The organism is Enhydrobacter aerosaccus (assembly GCF_900167455.1).
In the GTDB taxonomy this organism is placed as follows: domain Bacteria; phylum Pseudomonadota; class Alphaproteobacteria; order Reyranellales; family Reyranellaceae; genus Reyranella; species Reyranella aerosaccus.
This window is the reverse complement of the sequence record NZ_FUWJ01000021.1, coordinates 1-18136: the sequence shown is the minus strand read 5'-3', so window position 1 is coordinate 18136 and position 18136 is coordinate 1. Positions and strand designations below refer to the sequence as shown.

The 18136-nt window shown below is 62.1% G+C and carries 15 protein-coding genes; 2 read left to right on the top strand and 13 right to left on the bottom strand.

The features are described 5' to 3' along the window. Positions 1–15: 15 nt before the first annotated feature. From B5D62_RS32275 to B5D62_RS32215, 12 genes are all read right to left on the bottom strand, one after another. Positions 16–1155: a hypothetical protein gene (locus B5D62_RS32275; RefSeq protein WP_085938217.1), complete on the bottom strand. Its 1140-nt coding sequence runs from the start codon at positions 1153–1155 to the stop codon at positions 16–18. Next, the gene (locus B5D62_RS32270; RefSeq protein WP_085938216.1) at positions 1152–1520 is read right to left on the bottom strand and encodes a hypothetical protein; all 369 of its coding nucleotides are present in this window, start codon (positions 1518–1520) and stop codon (positions 1152–1154) included. Before B5D62_RS32270 ends, B5D62_RS32275 begins: the two co-directional genes overlap by 4 nt. After that, entirely contained in the window at positions 1517–3886 is a 2370-nt protein-coding gene (locus B5D62_RS32265; protein WP_085938215.1) for an argonaute/piwi family protein, read from the bottom strand. The genes B5D62_RS32270 and B5D62_RS32265 overlap by 4 nt, the downstream gene beginning before the upstream one ends. Then, positions 3876–4817 (bottom strand): PD-(D/E)XK nuclease family protein, encoded by a 942-nt coding sequence (locus B5D62_RS32260; RefSeq protein ID WP_085938214.1) that lies wholly within the window; start codon positions 4815–4817, stop codon positions 3876–3878. Before B5D62_RS32260 ends, B5D62_RS32265 begins: the two co-directional genes overlap by 11 nt. Then, positions 4817–5161: a helix-turn-helix domain-containing protein gene (locus B5D62_RS34450; protein ID WP_085938213.1), complete on the bottom strand. Its 345-nt coding sequence runs from the start codon at positions 5159–5161 to the stop codon at positions 4817–4819. The genes B5D62_RS32260 and B5D62_RS34450 overlap by 1 nt, the downstream gene beginning before the upstream one ends. Before the next feature lie 351 nt (positions 5162–5512). Then, positions 5513–5944, bottom strand: coding sequence for a ubiquitination-like system serine protease family protein (locus B5D62_RS32245; RefSeq protein ID WP_085938211.1), 432 nt, complete (start codon positions 5942–5944; stop codon positions 5513–5515). Further along, on the bottom strand, positions 5944–7359 hold the full coding sequence (locus B5D62_RS32240; protein ID WP_085938210.1) for a ThiF family adenylyltransferase: 1416 nt from the start codon (positions 7357–7359) through the stop codon (positions 5944–5946). Before B5D62_RS32240 ends, B5D62_RS32245 begins: the two co-directional genes overlap by 1 nt. Further along, on the bottom strand, positions 7356–8039 hold the full coding sequence (locus B5D62_RS32235; RefSeq protein ID WP_170921260.1) for a multiubiquitin domain-containing protein: 684 nt from the start codon (positions 8037–8039) through the stop codon (positions 7356–7358). Before B5D62_RS32235 ends, B5D62_RS32240 begins: the two co-directional genes overlap by 4 nt. Before the next feature lie 112 nt (positions 8040–8151). Next, complete coding sequence (locus B5D62_RS32230; RefSeq protein WP_139374208.1) at positions 8152–8859, bottom strand: ImmA/IrrE family metallo-endopeptidase; 708 nt, start codon at positions 8857–8859, stop codon at positions 8152–8154. 5 nt (positions 8860–8864) lie between these two features. After that, positions 8865–9185, bottom strand: coding sequence for a helix-turn-helix domain-containing protein (locus B5D62_RS32225; protein WP_269435145.1), 321 nt, complete (start codon positions 9183–9185; stop codon positions 8865–8867). A gap of 193 nt (positions 9186–9378) precedes the next feature. Further along, complete coding sequence (locus B5D62_RS32220) at positions 9379–10287, bottom strand: Kiwa anti-phage protein KwaB-like domain-containing protein (RefSeq protein WP_170921259.1); 909 nt, start codon at positions 10285–10287, stop codon at positions 9379–9381. Then, entirely contained in the window at positions 10277–10849 is a 573-nt protein-coding gene (locus B5D62_RS32215) for a hypothetical protein (RefSeq protein WP_085938205.1), read from the bottom strand. The genes B5D62_RS32220 and B5D62_RS32215 overlap by 11 nt, the downstream gene beginning before the upstream one ends. Before the next feature lie 609 nt (positions 10850–11458). Here B5D62_RS32215 and mobQ point away from each other — a divergent pair. Together mobQ and B5D62_RS32200 are read left to right on the top strand one after the other, a co-directional pair. Continuing rightward, entirely contained in the window at positions 11459–16078 is a 4620-nt protein-coding gene (gene mobQ, locus B5D62_RS32205) for a MobQ family relaxase (protein WP_170921258.1), read from the top strand. A 692-nt stretch (positions 16079–16770) separates the two neighbouring features. Further along, positions 16771–16986: a helix-turn-helix transcriptional regulator gene (locus B5D62_RS32200; RefSeq protein WP_085938202.1), complete on the top strand. Its 216-nt coding sequence runs from the start codon at positions 16771–16773 to the stop codon at positions 16984–16986. On the opposite strand, the gene B5D62_RS32195 is transcribed toward B5D62_RS32200, so the two are convergent. Further along, on the bottom strand, positions 16922–18136 hold a 1215-nt coding region (locus tag B5D62_RS32195; RefSeq protein WP_139374207.1), incomplete at its 5' end, for a tyrosine-type recombinase/integrase. The genes B5D62_RS32200 and B5D62_RS32195 overlap by 65 nt on opposite strands.

Here is an 18136-nt window from a genome sequence, read left to right as displayed (position 1 = left end):
GGAAAGGTCAGTGAGTCACGCTTGGTGCGGCAACAGTTTCTCAACCTCGGCCACTTCCCATGCGGGAAAGTCGGTTGGCGATTTCCAAAAGACTCGCCAGGCTTCGCTTAGAGCATCGCGGACACGAGCCGTAGCTCCGGAGGTCGCTCGAACAATCCCGATGCCTTCGACACCTTCTCGCGCCGCACGGGCAAGAGGCTCGATCTGAGCATCGGAATAACACAAGTGGTATTCAGCGGTCGCGCGGTAGCCCATGACAGCGATAAGCTCACGCCACGCTCGCTCAATGGTATCGGCTTCAGTGTCGAATTCGCGCGCCAAGCGCAGCATGCAGATCATTGCGCGCATGCGGGCGTCATCCGCAGGATGGGACGTTTCGCGCATTAAGGGCGTTGCGAAAGGGTCGCCGCCGCGCCTTACGCACAAGTGGTAGTGCGCCCAAGCGTAAGCCGGCCCGACGGTCAGAACTCCAAACAAATCGCAGAAGAACTCCTCCATCCAGTACTTTGCCCAACAGGTTCGCCAGAGCTGAATCTGAAAGAGACGAGCCTCCTGATTACGGAGCCGGTCTGCTGCCAGGGCTTCCCGTTGAAAATAGCCGACCATGCCAAAGAGGCTCTTCTTGAAGGTAAGTGCGTATGGTCCAAGGATCGGCAAATCGAGGTTGCGGTGCAAGGGATGGCAAAGTTCGTGGTACATGTCGGGCATGTGTAGGAGAAATTGACTCTCGAGAAGCGGCAGGCAAAGTAGATTGAAATCCGGGTAGATGTGGAAGTAGTCCTGCGACATATGGCTGACCACGGGGTTCACCAACGGATACTTGATTTCCGTGCAGATCTCGGTGATCAGCCGGTTCAACGCAGTATCTGCGTCATTGACACGATTGAGCGCGAAGATGCCAACGCCTTCCACCGCGTTCAGCTGTTCAACAAGCCGCTTGAAAACGCGCACTCGGCGTGGCGTCTGCAGCCCAGAATCGACGATGCGTTCTCGCGTGAGCGTACTCAATTCAACGAGGATCTGATCAAGCTTGCAGAGGCAGATTTGACGCAATCCATCGTATTCGCGTGGAAGGCGAGATTGAACGATGCCGCGAAGCTGCAGGATGCGCTCAATGGACTGACGGACAGACCCGGACAGATAGTCCTCGATCATCCGCGTCCTCGAAGACGGCCGGCGACCGCCGACCGTTCTCGTTCCAGCCCTTGGGCGAGTATCTCCAATTGCTTCTGATCGGAGGAGCTAATAGCTCCGCCGAGGAGGCGCGAGCCGAGCTGCGGTAGGTCCAGAGGCGTTTCGCCGCTCGGATCCCGCAGAAGACTGTCGAGCATAAGCGCTTCATACGACTGTGATGCCTGCCCTTGGTCGCCCGCATCAACGAGCAATTGCCCGAGCCGCTTCTGTGCGTCTCCGGGCGTGGGCGTCGCACTGGTCCGCGCATGCTCGATCACCGTGTCAATCAGCGATGCGAAATGCTCTACATTTGCGTAGATGCTAGTGAGCAGGCTGAGGTCGCTCATCGTGTACCCCCCGCCATGTTGTCATTGCCGAAAGCGACTTCGTCCTCATTCACGTCGGTAGCTTCGTCGAAGAGACTACGATCGCAGAGTTTGATCGACATAGGCAGGCGCATGACACCTTCCGGTTGGCCCCAAGTCAGACAGCTCAGCGCGAAGACGTCTTCGAGACAGTGCTGAATCGACATCTCTCCTCGTACCCTCCGGATATGTAGCGGATTAGCTGTGCCCGGGAAGCGGAACGGCTTTCCTGTGGTGCATACGAATCCCTCGTCATTTCCGATTGCGATCCAGCTTCCTACAACCGGGTTCTCCACGGATGTACCCTGGCCAAGGCGGGCGGGGTGTACACTGAACATCCGCAGAGGCGCGGCTGCGGTTTTCGAGACATTCACGATCGTCAGCTGCCACTGCGGGTCAATGCAACCGTCAGTCGCCAGATGCGCACAAGCATCCATGATCCCGGCGACCTCGCTGGGCCACGTGCGGCCGTCGCGATGAATGACAATTCGCTTCGGTGTGGCGGCCAAGGAGCCGCACTCCTTACGAATCACGTCTTCGACATATTGACAGACTTGGTTCTTGAGGAGTTGCTCTTTCTGTCGCGATGGACTGGTCGCAAAGCGGATGATCTTTCCGCCATCTCCGATCAAGGTGAATGCTGCGGTGTTATTCTTGACGTCAATACCGATGACGACATCGGCGTGAAGCCGCGTATCGATGACAAAAGGCCATTTTCCATTAGTCAGGAGGACTTTGTTGATCGCCAAGTTGCGGAGATAGCCGGCCATACGCTTCCGCTGGCTCTCGTCGATCACGTAGTGAGTCTCACCGTTGCGGGTTCGTGCGACATAACCGCGGCGGATCATATCGGTATGTATGACCGACGCCGTAATCTGGAACCTGTTGTTCAGATCCTTCACAATCCACGCGGCCAATTGATCAGCCGAGCGAACACGACGCTCATAGCGGTGCACCATGACAAGGGCGAAGCCCGGGCTAACGCGCGCCTGTTCTAGCGCCGCCTTGATTGCACGAGACTGGCCGACAAAATTGCGCGATCCCGTCAGGTCGTCATAGACAACGACTTCAGGATCATACCCCGCGGGGTTGGGGTAAAGTGACGCCATTTGCGCCTTGAGGTCGGCGAGAAACTGCGGGCCAGAGCTATTGTAGATGCTCTTCGGCACAACAAAATGCTGCCGGGCCAGGGACGATTGTTCGAAAAACCCCGCCCTTCTGTCGTCCAGCAGAGCAAGGCGGCTGCGGGCATATTCGCGGATGCCCTGTATGAAGCCGTTGCTCGGATTCATCGACAGCTTCGCGCCATTGCCAAAGCCGAGAGCTGGTAGGTTGAATGATCGTCCTGTGGTGCGCGCCGGTTCGCTTGAGACCGTCAAAGTTGCGCCGGCAACTTTGATTGCCTGCAGGAAGCGCGTGACAATCTCTTGGATCTTTCGAGATCGCTCGTCCGGCCCAATGGTTGTCAGGGGCTGGTGCCGAGCGCCGATCTCTCCATGGGTGTCTTCGACGAGATGGCAAAGCGCTGCGGGCGCGGCGCGTTGTTCGGGGCCTCTCGTCCGATAGAAAATGGCGTGGCTCTCTGGGGAGAGATTGGCCAGAGACCCAGGTACGGGCTTGGGTGATTGCGTGTGGAGATAGTTGATCAGGCTAACGGCTTTCCCGTTGAGGGGGATCGAGGGTTCGCCAATTTTTTGATCACAAAGTCCCGAGATGGATACTTCAAACCAGGTATCGCCCATGCGGTACACGCAGGAGCGACCCTTGAGCCGATTTACCTCATCGCGGCGTATCTTCGCCGCCAACGGCGTGCGAGAAACGAGCTTACGCCGAAGGTCGACGACGACGCCGAATCCGCCTTCCGGATAAGGCATGACGCGCAATGCGAACCCCTCGAAAAGCTCAAGCGCACCAAGCGCCTTAGCGGCCTGCTTGAAAAAGAACGGCTGCCCTGCACCGGGTTGCCACAACGACGGACTTTTCCAGAGCGGATTCTGGAACCCGAATTGCAGGAAGCGCATTCGAACCGCGTCCCACTCGGGGGAGTTACCAACAAAGGATAGCCTGACCGTCTCCTCCGTTCTTCGGATCGCAGCGACCGCCCCAACCAACGTGATATGATCAGGAGGATCAGCATATCCAGTCGGCGCCAGGAGGAACGTGTTTCCATCGCGTTCAAACGTGGTGACAGGTGCTTTCATCTGCCTGCTGAGGCGATCGATGACCCGCTGCACGTTTGCAAAGAACTCTGCGCCGTCGTGGTGCAACCCGGCGAGTTGGTAAAGTCGGTATTCCGCTTCGAGTTGATCAAGCCCATGAATCTTGAAGCAATTGGTCTCACTGGGCATGTGGCTTCTCCCAACAAATCGTGCGGAAGGCGCAACGCTGACAGGTCTCGGCGTGATGAGCGACTCGGAAGTCCTCGGCGGACAGTTCCGCGTACTTCTTTCCTTCGGTCAGAGAGGTGATCTCACAGGCCGAGTTGATCATGTATTCCTCGGCCTCGATGATCTCATCGTCGCCGAGGTCGTGCTCACGAAGAGACCCGGTGAGAAGTTGGGCCTCCAGCAACACGACGTCCTTCGGAGCGCAGCAAAAGTTTTCTGGGAAGTCGGCGTGCCGCTTCGAGCGGCTGAGCGCGATGGCATAGATGGCGAGCTGGAGCCAGGCGTCGTTCTGGCCGAAGGCGTGGACCTTCCAGTCGATGATGAGGGGTGGGCGCGCTGGCGAGAACGCAATGGCGTCTGGGAAGGCCAACGCCGTCACGTCATCCATCAATTCGAACTGCAATGCCCGTTGCGAGACTACGTAATCGGAGGATTTAAGGACCTCGCGTACCGCGGACATGTTGTACAAATTGGTCAAGGCCTGCTCGACTTCCGTCCAGGCTTGTTCGACGTCCTGTGCGGTTGGAGCCTGCCCATATTCCATGCCGTGAAGCAGGGCGAAATCCTCGCCTTCTCGCGATACTCGTAGATCGGGATCGTCGATGGGGTGGCGAAGGGCGAAAGCGAGTTGACTGTCGAAGAGACACCGGGCTTTCTGCTTAACGGTCTTGAGAGTAACAGTGTCACGACGGTTGAGGCTGGGAATGAGCGTTTTCGAAATGACGTCATCGACGACTTTGCCGCGCCAGGCACTCAAGCTTTGCAGTTTTGACAAGAGGTAGGCACGCCGACGAAGCGGTTGGTTTGCCCGCGCGCTGGCGACAATGTTCTTGAAGAACCACTGCCGTTGGCATTGGCGAAAGCTGCGGCCTGCCGAATAGGACCATCGCATCAGCGCCCCCGTTTTCGAGAGCGGATGAACTGCAGGTACTCGATAAGCGCCTCTTCTTCGTCGGCCGTTACCGGGCCAATCCGCGCGTTTGCCCTCGCCGATGTCGGACCAGCTGCGGATGCTCCAGGCACCGGAAAGCCCGCAAGCTCCATAAGCAATCCATATGGAACTCCATAGACTTCGGCGAGCCGATGGAGGTTCTGAGGCGCTGGCGTCCTAATCTTCCCGGTCTCGAGCTGACTCAAATAGGCATTCGAGATGCCGGTCTCACGCTCGACCGTGCGCAGGCTCTTGCCAGTAGCGGAACGAGCCTTCGCAAGAAAAGAGCCAAGCCGATCTGTCATGTTGCTTAGTATGGCGAGCGAATGCTAATCTTGTCAAGCAGTTAAGCTTGTGGAATCTCAAACGCTCGTTTTGGTCGAGCTGCGTGCGGCGTGAAATCATCGTTCATCATTGCCTCCCCGGGTATTGCTATGGATAGCTTCCAGCGAAGAAGGGCGTGATTGTGGCGGTAGCGGTATTGCTACTGTGAATTGCGTTGAAAACATTCCGGAGGAGCAACGGGTCCTGCTTCCAGATCATGGGCCCGATGAGCCAAGCCCGGCGCTTGGTAGCGCAGCAATGGCGATGGTGAATTTGGTCGGCCTTCCCGAGGCTCTCTGTTACGTCAAATCTTCTCTGATGATCAGCGCCCATTACGCCTCCTTGGCTACGCACACGCGGTATGGCGTGCCCGTGTCGCGTGTCCATTGGATAGCGCCCTTCTTGATCCAGAAGTGGCTATAGCAGCCGTCGGTTTGCCAGACCGAAGGCTTGATGGTCGGACGGCCCAGCCAGTCGATCTCGACCTGCCATCGAGGGCGCCGGTTCTTGGCGAGCGACAGCATGATCCGCTCGCCGCAGCCGCAGGGGCAAACCATGTAGGCCCACTTCTGATAGTCGGCGCCGCCGACCACGTAGACGGTCTCCTCGGGCAGAGTCTTGAGATCTGGATATTCAGGCGAAAGCCGTGCCTTGAGCTGGACAGGCTCGATAAGACCCGACCAAACGAAGCTCCGGCGGAGTAGGTCGACAGCGCTGTGCCTGAGCGTGGCGCAGGTGCGGCTGAAGCGCGAGGCGATGGTCATCACGAGGTCCTGTCGAGAAAGGGCTTCATGTCACCCCTGCCCCAGTACCCTTCGCTATCGCACAGGGCACATCCGGCGGCCGCCCTGGCACCGGGCTTGGCGTCCATCATCAGGTGGAACCGCCTGAGCTGGTTGGCGCGGAAGCCGTGGGGGCCACGAAAGCCGTTGAACCTTTGCAGCATCTCATTGACGGCCATGGTGGCGAGCTCGGTGGTGAAGGTCACGACGACTGGGTTCGGATTGCCCTCGCCGAAGACGTAGGCCTCGGCTTTACGCTTTTCATAGAGGGCGGGCGTGGTCCGGCGCATCGCCTCCTCCGCCGCCCGGGCGGCCTCGACCACGCCCCTGCACGACAGACACGCGTTGCCCGGCGTCAATACCGTTACGCGGCCGTCGAGAGCCTCGATGGCGGGCGGACCAGCGTCGGTGACCTTGATGGCGAGGCCGAGGTCAATGACCGGGATAAGATAGAACAATGCTAGACGGCTAAGGAACAGCCGGCCTTCGTTGTCGTCGGTGCAGCCGAAGATGATGTCGCAGGACTTGAGGAGATCATAGCATTCGGGGTCGCCGACCCACGCCTCCCGGTAGACGACGCGGGTACCGAGGCCGAGTTCGGCGATCGCGCGCGCCACGACCTGCACCTTGGGCGCCATGGCATCAGCGTCGGCCTGACGGGCGCCGTGCAGCCGGTTGAGGTTCGTCACGTCAACGATGTCGTTGTCGATGAGGCCGACGTGGCCGATGCCGACGCGCGGCAGCAACATCGCAACTGCACTGCCGGTACCACCGCAACCGACCACGCCGACGCGAAGCCTGGACAGGTCCTCGTTGAGGGCCTTCCCAAAGGCGAGGGCCTGACGATCGAAGGCCAGCCTGGTCGAGGAGAAGCCACGACTGGCGTAGTGGAGCCGGAAGGACTCGCCGATGGTGCGGATGAGCCGCATGGGCGCGTGGTACTGGCGGCTGAGCCAGATGCGGCCGGTCAACGTCTTGTCGGCCGTCATGATGAAGGACAGCATGGGCGTGTCGGGCCCGTTGCGGTTCTGGGCGAGCTGCACGAGCTCGGCCTCGTTGGTGTCGTCCTGGCGCGAAAAGGATCGCAGGCCGCCCGGGTGGCTGTGGATGATGGCCAGCACCTGATCGTTGGCCACCGCCTCTTTCAGGGAACGGATGAACGAGGCAGTCTGCCAGGAGACAAGGTTCGGCGTCGCCTCGAGCACCTGCTCGTCAGGGACCGGCACGATCTTCGCGGATAGGTATTTGACGTGCGCCTGCCGATCCCAGGGATCGATATTGATGTTGGCCTTGTTGAACAGGATGTAGGCGGCATGCTCGCAGCCGTCGTCCCTTAGGATGAGACGCTGGAGCTCGTCGGCGTGTGCCGCCTGGAATGTGGCGCTGTAGGTGGTCACGCGGCAACCTTCAGGGCGTGGTCGATTCGCTTGAGCATCGCCCAGATGCCGTCGACACCGGGGCGCCACTCGCTGTTGTGGCGGGACCAGCGCTGCCAAGTCTGGCCGTTGAAGACGACCGGCTGGTCGGCGGCGCGGGGATAGCCGTTGCGAACCGCGAGCCGCACCCAGGGGATGAGGTGGAACATGTCGGGTGGGGCATCGGGGTAGCCGGGCGGCAGGATCACGAGGATGTCGGCGTAGGCAGCGTCGAAGTGCCCGGTCGGCAGAGGATACTGCCGGAAGATCACGCCGCGCTGCCCGCCGGACGTGGTCTCCTGATAGGTGATGTTCTTGGTGGCGAGGTACTCGCGGTCGCGGGCGGGCAGTAACGAGTCCTGCCCCTCGGTCGACTTCTTGGGGCCCGTGATGAAGACGTTGTGCTGCGGCTTCTTCAGGTTGACCGGCTGCTGATCACCGATTTCCTCGTCGTCGCCGGGGCCCTCGACGACGCGCCAGACGCCGTACTCCGGCTTGGCGTCGACCAGCTTCTTGATCTCGGCGCCGGTGATGGTCGGGCGCGACCACTTAAAAGGCTTGTGGTCGATGGTCAGGTGGTACTCGTGGTGGTGATCGTGCGACTGATGATGGCGGTCGTCGTGGTGGTGATCGCCGAGGCGATGGTCGTTGCTGCGCTCCAAAGGAGCCTCCGTCTGGTAGAGATGTTGACCGCTTATCCGCGGACATGCGGATTCGCTTATTGACGTATTATATGAGATCATGAAATCCAGCGTCAAGCCCCTCCCGGAAAACTTAGGAAAACAGGGAGCTTGCGGCCGCTTCTTGGCCGAGAAAGTTGAGGACACTGAGACGGACGCGCGCGGCATCGCGCGAGACCGTGAAGTTCTCCACCACGGACTCGATGAGAAGTTGACCGTTGTGGCTTGTGGCGGCGACGGCGCCGAAGATTCCCTGCCGTCGCTGAACCTCGCCAACGACCCGCTGGAGATGGGACTTCGGCATCAGCATAGCACCGGAGGCGTAACCCGCCTGCCATTCGCGCCAGTCGACTTTGCGGGCCGAGACGATCGTGTCGCTGCGGCAGGCGATGGCGTTGGCGTTCTGCTTGCTCGCGCCGAGTTGCATCTGCCGGTCGAGCAGGCCGAAGAGATAGGCGTGCAGGTGAACGTGGCCAAACTCGTGTGCCAGGGTGATACGCAGGCGGTTCTCGAACTTGTGGGCAAGCGCCGAGATTAGGACCTTGGGCTTGCCCGAGCGGGCGAAGACGGTCGCCCCCTCGACGTTAGTGCCGTAGCCGCTGAGATCGGCGTATTGGTCCAAGTCGGCGACGTACACCTCGATTAGGGTTGTAAGGTCGCCAGTCGAGATCGGAAATTCGACATAGCCGTACTTCTTACGCAGGAAATCGGTGACGATCTTCTCGAAGATGTTGTCGAGCTCGCGCGGCTCGTAGTGCGGACGTTCACCGAAACCATGCATGTCGTCGGGAACGGACCTCACCGGCTCTACTCCTTCAGAGCCTTGCGGAAGGCGACGTAAGCTGCATCGACCTTTTCGGGAGTGGCGCGACGCACCAGCTTCTGATCCTGCTCGGGCAAGACACCAGAAAGGCCGTAGAGTACGCCCTCTTCCTTGATTTCGAGGACTTTAATGAACTGGCGGATCATATGATCAGAAGACGGGCTGCGTCGGTCATGCTCGATGTCGTTGAGGTACTGGGGCGTGATCGGTTGACCGTCTTCCTTGACGATCTTTGCCGCAAGTTCCTTCTGGCTCATTCCCTTGTCTTTACGAGCCGATGCCACGGCCCCACCAAATGACGACATATCCAAGCCCATACAGCCCCCGCAAATCGTGTATCAGCGGATTAGCGGATCGGCGGACAAACTGTCAACAAGCAATATTGGCTATTCGCTTCCTTCGCATTTCATCCACTAACGGCCACGATCGGTTAAGGCCAATCAGTCGCGTTGCCCATCTCGGTGGGAGCACCCGACTTTCCAGATCATCGGTAGTATCTCAGTGGCCGACCGGGCGCCGGCTGGCGGCAATGAAGGCGGGTTTCTGGCCGGGGCGCAGGGCGGTGGTGTAGCGCCGGTGATCCAACAATTCGAGGCAGCCAAGTTCGCTGCCCCTGGCAGGCGTGAGCTTGTGGCCCGACCGTTCGAGGACCACGCCAGTTTCGGCCGCAGCCTTGGTAAACATCGCCTTCGTAATGGTGCCTAGATCGTTGCGGCCGCTCAAGGCTGCAACGAGCCGCGCGGCGCGCCTATGCCGCTCCACATATTTGGCAAGCCCGGTGAAATCGAGAAACGCGACAGTCTCCCCGAGCGCCAGGGCCTTCTCCTTTGCCCGCTCCGCCGCGTAGGACTCGAATTCCGCAATGTGCTCGAAGGCGGCCGGGTGGAGCACGTACACGTGCTGCGCGCTGATGAGAAAGTCGAACTCGTTGTCGAGCTTGAAGACCTTGTCGGCGACCATGCGTAGCGTGTCATCGATAACCGACACGAACCGCCCCCTAAAAGCGCCCTTGAACTGTGTTGCTTTACGCACACCTAGGAGCTTGCGGTTCCGGTCGTCGCGGAAGACGCCGAAGTAGTAGGCGAGCCGGGCCGGATTGGCGAGGGCACCGGCATTGGTTGGCCAGCCCTCCTCGGCGTGCAATGCCCTGATGGCCGCCATTTCTTCGGCCGCAAGCGCAGCACGCAGCGTCTCTCTCGATGCGTACTTCTCGGAAAGCTCGAACGTTGGCCAGCTTCCATCCTCCGGCTCGATGACGGCAGCCGTTGCCGCTAGGACCTGACGGAGCGCGTCTTGCACCGACCGGTCCGCCGGCACCAAGTAGTTGCTTCGCTCCCCATCCGCGCCGGTCAGGTTGACGCAGAATTCGACTGATTGGATGCGATCGAAGTTGAATTCAGTGCGCATGAGCGGAAGCCCTTTCGACGTAGACAGTGTCGCTGAGGCGCAGGCCATCGATCTGCGTTCCCGCTTTCGGCGGATCGATCCGTTTCGACAACAGAACGACGGAAAGGCCAGGCGCGTCGTCCACACCGGCCATATCTATGGTGTAGACCCGATAACCAAGAACCGCGAAGCCGAGATTCATGTAGTGAAGATTCATGTGCCAGAAGAGAAATATGATGAAAATAAAGGCAGCAGCCGCGGCAAGCAGCTCACGCGAGTTTGCAAGGTTCACCGTGTAGAGCGGCAAGAGCATGGTGAAGAGATAGATCAACAAGTGATCGCTTTGGTCCCGCGCCGCGGCGACAACAACGGTTCGGCGATCGTTCCGTCGGATGGCTAGGCGCCAGCGTCCGATCAGCGCCATGGTTGGAAGCACGGCGAACGCCAGGCAGCCGCCGATCCAGTAACAATCCGGTACCGGCGGCGCACCCCGGATCGCCCAAAGGAGAAACAGCGGCGCTAAGCTGCTGATAACCATCAGCAGCCGCGCGACCGGCAGACCGCGATTGATTCCCTCCGGCATTGGCTGGTTCCTTCGCCGCTCCATTCAGCCGCTGCGCGTCGCCCATCGCGCATGATTGTTAGGGATCTTTGGCCACATGCCCCACGGCTGAATTGTCTACAACCCACGCGTTTCGCCAGAAGCGTACTACAATTCGAAGGTCGAATGTAGTTGGCGGTCGACGCGGCGCTTTCGAGACCTGGCCCTTAACTACGTCGTCGATCGCCGCTAAGGGCGGAGGAAAATTTTCACCTGTGGACCCGGCACTGCAAGAAGCCACGACGCTTCGCAAGCAATCTGTAGAGCATGCAAATCGACCGTCGCAGCGGCTAGTTCGGCCGATAGCCCGTCCAACTCAAACACGCCTCGTCGGCAATCAGGTCGGCCAGTATCCCCATCGTCTGGAATTCGCAATCTGGCCCCCGGAACGCTTTGGCCGCCAATGCCTCATCGCTGCATTTCGCAGAATTGGCGGCCTTCTGATCGGCTCTGATTTCGTAGTGGGCATCTAGAATCATGGCATGCCGACACGTCGTTTCTTTGGGCGGTTTGTCTTTGTTGCCAAACCGCACCCGACCGGAGGGCGCACTAGCGCAATTTGGCTCTCGCCAATTGCGTCCCGGTAAAACCATGGCGATCTGTCACTTCGCCAAGTCGGAGATATCGAGAGGTGCGGGCCGATCGACGGTGGCGTCGGCGGCTTACCAGGCGGGCGAGACGCTCTACAGCAACCGGACCCAGCAGCTCTTCAGCTACGCGCGCAAGGCCGGCGTCCTCCATACGGAGATCTTCATTCCGGAGGGAGTCGCAGCGCCCTCCTGGATGCACGACCGCCAGGAACTGTGGAACCGACTGGAAGAAGCGCACCCGCGCAAGAATGCCCGTCTGGCCACTCAGTTCACGATCGCCCTACCGGCCGAACTGTCGGAGGACCAGCGCCAGGCTTTGGCTCGAGAGTACACCCAGTTGCTGGCGGACAGGTTGGGCGTGGTGGCCGATCTGGCGATCCATGCGCCGAGCCGCGGAGGTGACCAGCGCAACTTTCATGTTCACATCCTGCTCACCTCGCTCAAGGCGACCGAGCAGGGCTTTGGCGATCGCTACCACTTCGCCATCAACAGCACCAACCGCAAGGCGCTGGGCATGGTGCCGGTGCATGAGCAGATCCGGGACCTGCGGACTGACTGGACACGACTCGCCAACCGGCACCTGGCCAGGGCGGGGCTGGAAGTTCGCCTCGAGGCGCGGTCGTTCCACGATCTTGGCTTGGACATCATCCCCACGCAGCATGTTGGCCCGGATGCCGCCGAGATGCGGCGGCGCGGCGTGCAGATCGGCAACGTCGCCCTCACGCCTGAAGCCGAAGCGCACAATGCCCGGATCATCCGCGACGACCCGGGCCAGCTCCTGAAGATTCTGACCGCCAGCGAGGCTGTCTTTACCCGCCAGGATATCGCCCGGGCCGTTCATCGGTACGTGGGCGGCAATGACGGGTTTGCAGCAGCCCTTGCCGCCGTCATGAGTTCGCCGGAGCTGGTTCAGCTCCAGGGCGACATCCGCCGCCACGCCGACGGTCGCGAGATCGAGATGCAGGAAGGCTGCCAGGTCGACCGACAGGGCGTCGAGGTGCGCGACCCGGCCCTGCAGGTGAGTTCGAGCGATCCGCTCGTCGACGTTGCCCGCTTCTCCTCCGCGCAAATGGTCTCCCTCGAAGCGAGTATGGCGACGCAGGCGGTGCAGCTCGCGGCGCGCACGCAGGCGTCGGCCGGCGCGGCGGCAGGGCCAATTGAGGACCCGCTTGCCGCAGTCCGGCAAAGCGCCTTGGAGGCTTTGGCCGAGGCGCGGCGCGGGCCGGACGGTCGCGCCTTTGCGCTGACCGCCGAGCAGGCGGCGGCCTTGAAGCATGTGACGCAGAGCGACCGGCTCGCCCTCGTGGTCGGCGTCGCCGGCGCCGGCAAGAGCACGATGCTGGAGGCCGCCCGCCGTACCTGGGAGGGCGGCGGCTATCAGGTGGTCGGTGCCGCGCTAGCCGCCACCGCGGCCGGCAACCTCTCCGAATCCTCCGGCATCGGCAGCCGGACCGTCGATTCGCTGTTGCTGGGCTGGGAGCGCCGTGATGCGTGGAATGCCCTCAGCCCGGACCTCAGGGCCAGCGTGGAAGCGGTGCTTTCCGGCCTGACGGCCGAGCAGCGGGCCGCCTACACCGGCCCCACGCCGCCGCCCCGAAATCTGGTCCAGCTCGGGCCGCACTCCGTCCTGGTCGTCGACGAGGCCGGCATGATCGAAAGCGCCAAAATGGCCCGGCTGGTCGACGAGGTGCACAAGACCGGGGCCAAGCTTGTGCTGGTCGGCGACCCGGACCAGCTGCCGGCGATCGGCGCCGGCGCCGCGTTCCGGGCGATGGCCGAGCGCGTGGGATTTGCCGAGATCGCGACCGTCTATCGCCAGCGCGAGGAGTGGCAACGGCAGGCCACCATGGATCTGTCGCGCGGGCGAGTTGGCGCCGCTTTGGACGCCTACGCCGCCCATGGCGCCATCGAGTTGACGGCCGATCTGCAATCCGCCCGCGAGGCTGTGGTGGCCGACTATATGGCCCAGCGCGCCGCCGAGCCCCAGACGCCGGCGCCGCTGGTCCTGGCGCATCGCAATGCCGACGTGGCCGCGCTCAACTCAGGGATTCGCGAGGCGCGGCTCGCCAAGGGCGAGATCGCGCCCGGCGTTCTGTTCAGCGGCCGCACCGGCAACCGCCTCTATGCGGCGGGAGACCGCGTGCAGCTCCTCGCCAATGGGCGGCTCGAGATCCAGGGCGGGCAGACCGACGGCCGCGGCCGTTCGCTCATGCACGATGTTCGGAACAGCGACCTCGGCACGGTGCTGGAGGCCGCGCCGGGCCGACTGGTCGTGCAGCTCGACGGGACCGCGCCAGGCGGCGGGGCGCGGCCTGCCGTCGTCATCAGCCAATCCGCCTATCAGGCGATCGACCATGGCTATGCCGTCACCGTGCATAAGGCCCAGGGCGCCACGGCCGATCGCGTCATGCTTCTTGCCTCCCCGACCCTCGATCGCAGCCTCGCCTATGTCGGCTTGAGCCGGCATCGCGATTCGGTTGCCGTCTATGCCGGCCGAGACGAGTTCAAGGATATCGCTGCGTTGAAGGAAGGCCTGGGCCGTTGGAGCTTCAAACAATCCACCCTCGACTATGCGCAGGGCTTCTTCTCCAAGGGGCAGAGCGCGCATCGGACATGGGTTGCCAACGAGACGACCGCGCGCCAGGAGGCCGATCGCGCCCAGCGGGCGGTGTTGCTCGACAATGCGGGCTGGGAGAAAGCCAAGGTGGCTTATCGGTCCATGAGCGCAGCCGCCCTTGCCGCCGCCGCCAAGGCGCTGACGCCGGCGCCGGTGAAGCCCTCAGACGTTGACGCTCATCCTGACGTGAAGCGGGCCGCCGCCGGCGTCGTGCAGCTCGAGGCGCGACTCGCCGACGTGGCCCGTGACTATGCGGCCGCGATTGCCGCGCAGCGTGCCGGCGATCCGGCCGCTGCCGCGACGGTCGCCCGCCTGCAACCGCTCAAGACCTCCCTGGAAATGGATCTGATGCGGGCGGAGCGGCGCGAGGAACAGACCCGATCCGCGACGCAGCGCCAGCTCGAGCAGAAGGCCGCCGTGCAGCGCGGGCGCTACGACTACACGGTCAAGGCGCTCGATTCGGCCATTGCCCGCGAGCTGCGCGCCGGTTCGACCGGCAGCCGGGCCGAGACCCTGCGCAGCTATCGGGGAATGTCGGCCGCCGACCTGGCGCAGGTCCTGAAGCAACGGCAGCCGAGCTTGCCGACCCCCGACACGGTGTCGGACGATCCGGCGGTTCGTGCCGCGTCCGTCCTTGTCGAGCAGGCCCATCAACGGCACGTCGCAAATCCGACGCCGCAGACCCAGGTCGCGCTCGACAAGGCCCGGGCCGATCGCGCGCAGACCTTCGACCAGGCCCACGCCCGTCAGTACCACGCCGCTGCCAGCGAACGGGCGACGTGGCATCAGGCGGTCAGGATCCTCGACCGCGCGATTGCGCGAGAGCAGCGCGAGGACGTCCGACATGCCACGCGTGACGCCCTCCTCCATCAATCGCTGCTGCAGCCCATGACCTTGACGGCCGAGCAGCGGACCAATGCGCAGCAGCTCGTCGCCTCCTTCCGTCAGGCGCTTGCCGACTGGCGGGCTTCCTATAAGCCGGCAGCCACCCAAGGCGCGGATGCGGCCGAGCTCCGACTGCAGCGCCAGGCGTTGCGTGACGCCGTGGGCCGTCAGGCCGATCGTGTCCTGGCCGATCCGGCCGCCCGCCAGATCGCACGCGAGCAGCGGTTGAGCGACAAAGCGGAGACGCATTCCTCGCTCTACAAGCAGGCCGAGAGTTCCGAGATCGCTAGCCGCCGCAATGTGGCGCTCGGCGTTCCGACCGAACGGGACGCCCTGCAGGCGCCCGAGGCGGACGGCTTCAACTACGTTGCCGGCTTGCGCGGCGTGATCCCGCCGCAGCCGGCCGACGATCGGGCGGCGCAGCAGGACAGCGCCACCCGCATCCAGTCGTTCCGCGACACCCTCGATCGCTACCATGAGGCCTATGCTGCCGATCGACAGGCGAAGGCCGCCGATTCCACGGCGTCCCCGTCGGCGGACAGGCGGGCCGAGTTGAAAGAGATGCGAGATGAGCTGCGCCAGCAGGCCGACGCGATCCTGTCGCGGCCACAGGCCGCCGCCCACGCCCTCAACAGCGACGTGGCGGCCAATCTCGTGCGGCACAGCACGCAGGGTGCGGAGATCAATCGAGCCGAGGTGACCGAGCGGCGCCAGGCACTCCTTGCCGAGATACCTGACTTCGCTAAGGAAGCGCACCCAGAAGAACGCAAAGCAAATGCCCCGCTCTCGGGTGTTCGAGACACCGAACGCGCGGCGGTCAAATCCATAGCGAAGGAGCCGCACGTATCCGAACGCAACCACACCAGGCCCTCATCCGCGAGCAAGCGCGAGCCGCAACGCCGGTCACACAGCACCGGAAACGGGCCGGCGCCTCCGCGTCATGTCAACGACATCAGCGAACTTCAGAACATTCATAGCCGACCCGACACGCGCCCCGATTACATCCGCCGAGCCGAAGCAAAGTTCAGTGAAGCCATGAGAGAACGCGATCAGGCGAACGGGGCCAATCACTGGCCACTCCAATCAGGCCGCGGCAACGACTTTGATCGCGGGCGATGAAGACTCGAGTAACGATCTATCTCCCTGCCTCCAACCCTTCGGCGAACTTATGCGCACGGTGTTCGATTAGTTGCGCTTCCACGTCAAACCATCGCCCGTCCATCCGGCTCAGCCGAGGCCGCTAAAGTCATCAATAGTTCGGTCATGTTCCTGAGTTGACCGCGCTCGTCGGCACCATCGGCGGAAACCTATCCCCAGGCTCATCACGCGGGCTGTCCGTTAGAAAGATTCTGAAGGAATCCAGTTAGGAATGTTAGGCGCGCCACAATGCCTTGAGTTGCAACGGTCTTTCCTCGATTCCGGTCCCTGAAAGCACGTGAATCAGGTCCCTGATGGCACGATGGCCAGGTCCCCGATAGCACGGGCGCGCTCACAGTTTGTCTCCAGTCTGGAAGGCCGCACGATAGCTGCCGACGTTCGTCATGGCGGTCCCACCGCATCATGTCCCGCCAAGACAAACGTAGCCTCGGCATGCATGCCTCTAAGAGGTCGGGCCACCGCCTCGGGTTGGAACTTGCCTTCAGCACGGCGTCGACCTTGGAGAGGCTGGGCATCGAACTTTGATCCCGCCCATTTTCCGCCGCCTGTGCGGCAGACTACGATGACGCCCTAAACCCACTTGTGCGCGCGTAAGCACTTGTTTTGTCTGGCTCGGAAGCAGTCATGAACACCCAACAGGAGCCAGCACCGCCATGCCCGCACCAGACCGTATCGTCCGCCTGAACACTCTCCTCGTCCGGACGGGCCTGTCCCGATCCACCATCTATCGCAAGATCGCCGACGGTACGTTTCCGCCGCAGATCAGGATCAGCATCAACGCCGCCGGCTGGAGGGAATCCGACGTCAATCGCTGGGTCGCAAACCCCGTGACGTGGCAACCGACGGAAGAGGTCGGTGACGTCCGCTAAGGCCGCTGCGCTGATCCATCCAGCCTACGCCTGACGTTTTTTCGTCATGCGTACGCTTCAATTGATCAAGACAGTCTGCCCACGCCTGCATCAACTCAATCCGCTCGGACCAATAGCTCGCTCGGTTGTAGGCACGCCGGATTTCGTTCTGCTCCTGATGCCCGAGCGCGGCCTCAATGACGTCGGGCCGGAAGCCCCGTTCATTCAATATCGAGCTGGCCGCCGCCCGGAAACCGTGTGCGGTCATCTCATCCTGCGTAAAGCCCATGCGCCTCAGCGCAGCGTTCATGGCGTTCTCCGAGAGGGGGCGGGCATTGGAGCGGATAGAGGGGAACACAAGCAGACTCTTGGGCGCGATCTCTTTTACATCGCGCAGCACATCGAGCGCCTGTCGCGACAGCGGCACGTCATGGGGCCGGCGCACTTTGGTGCGAGCGCCGTCGATGCGCCAGATCGCTCCCTCCAGGTCGATCTCTGCCCACGTTGAGCCGCGGACCTCGCCGGGGCGGGCGAATGTCAACGCCGTGAACTGAAGGGCGCTCCGAAGTGTCGGCCAACCGTCATAAGCATCTATGATCGCCAGAAGGGCGCCGAGTTGCTTTTCATCGGTAATGGCGGCTCGATGCTGAACCTTGGGCGCTTTCAAGGCACCGCGCAGCAAATGAGTCGGATCGTTCTCGGCTCGCAACGTCGAGACACCGAGCCGGAAGACAGTACCGACCAGGCTGCGCAACCGCCGTGCCGTCTCTCGGCGCCCGCTGCGTTCGATCCGTTGGAGCAACACGAGGATTTCCGCCGGGGTGATATCCGCGATTGGTCGGGTACCAAGATCGGGACCGGCAAGATCGACAAGCATCCATCGGTTCTTCTTAACGGTGGACTCGGCAGCCCCCTCGTCCTCGATGCGCTGTAGATACTCCTCGGCAATGCGCCCGAAGGTGTTGTTGACTGAGATGACGGCGGTCAGTTTCGCAGCCTTCTTGTTGGCCCCAGGGTCAACTCCTGAGGCCAACAGCTTCCTGGCCTCGTCGCGGAGCAGACGCGCCGTGGCAAGGGATACCGACGGATAGGCGCCGTGGGACAGCTTCTTCTGCTTCCCGCCGAACCGGTACGCCTGGTTCCAGAGTCGCGAGCCGCTTGGCTTCACCAG

What these genes read in the sequence shown, in the direction of transcription:
- B5D62_RS32225 (WP_269435145.1), bottom strand. Translation starts at nt 9,185, where the DNA reads ATGTCGTCATTTGGTGGGGCCGTGGCATCGGCTCGTAAAGACAAGGGA.
- B5D62_RS32245 (WP_085938211.1), bottom strand. Translation starts at nt 5,944, where the DNA reads ATGACCATCGCCTCGCGCTTCAGCCGCACCTGCGCCACGCTCAGGCAC.
- B5D62_RS34450 (WP_085938213.1), bottom strand. Translation starts at nt 5,161, where the DNA reads ATGACAGATCGGCTTGGCTCTTTTCTTGCGAAGGCTCGTTCCGCTACT.
- B5D62_RS32200 (WP_085938202.1), top strand. Translation starts at nt 16,771, where the DNA reads ATGCCCGCACCAGACCGTATCGTCCGCCTGAACACTCTCCTCGTCCGG.
- B5D62_RS32260 (WP_085938214.1), bottom strand. Translation starts at nt 4,817, where the DNA reads ATGCGATGGTCCTATTCGGCAGGCCGCAGCTTTCGCCAATGCCAACGG.
- B5D62_RS32275 (WP_085938217.1), bottom strand. Translation starts at nt 1,155, where the DNA reads ATGATCGAGGACTATCTGTCCGGGTCTGTCCGTCAGTCCATTGAGCGC.
- B5D62_RS32265 (WP_085938215.1), bottom strand. Translation starts at nt 3,886, where the DNA reads ATGCCCAGTGAGACCAATTGCTTCAAGATTCATGGGCTTGATCAACTC.
- B5D62_RS32270 (WP_085938216.1), bottom strand. Translation starts at nt 1,520, where the DNA reads ATGAGCGACCTCAGCCTGCTCACTAGCATCTACGCAAATGTAGAGCAT.
- B5D62_RS32215 (WP_085938205.1), bottom strand. Translation starts at nt 10,849, where the DNA reads ATGCCGGAGGGAATCAATCGCGGTCTGCCGGTCGCGCGGCTGCTGATG.
- B5D62_RS32220 (WP_170921259.1), bottom strand. Translation starts at nt 10,287, where the DNA reads ATGCGCACTGAATTCAACTTCGATCGCATCCAATCAGTCGAATTCTGC.
- mobQ (WP_170921258.1), top strand. Translation starts at nt 11,459, where the DNA reads ATGGCGATCTGTCACTTCGCCAAGTCGGAGATATCGAGAGGTGCGGGC.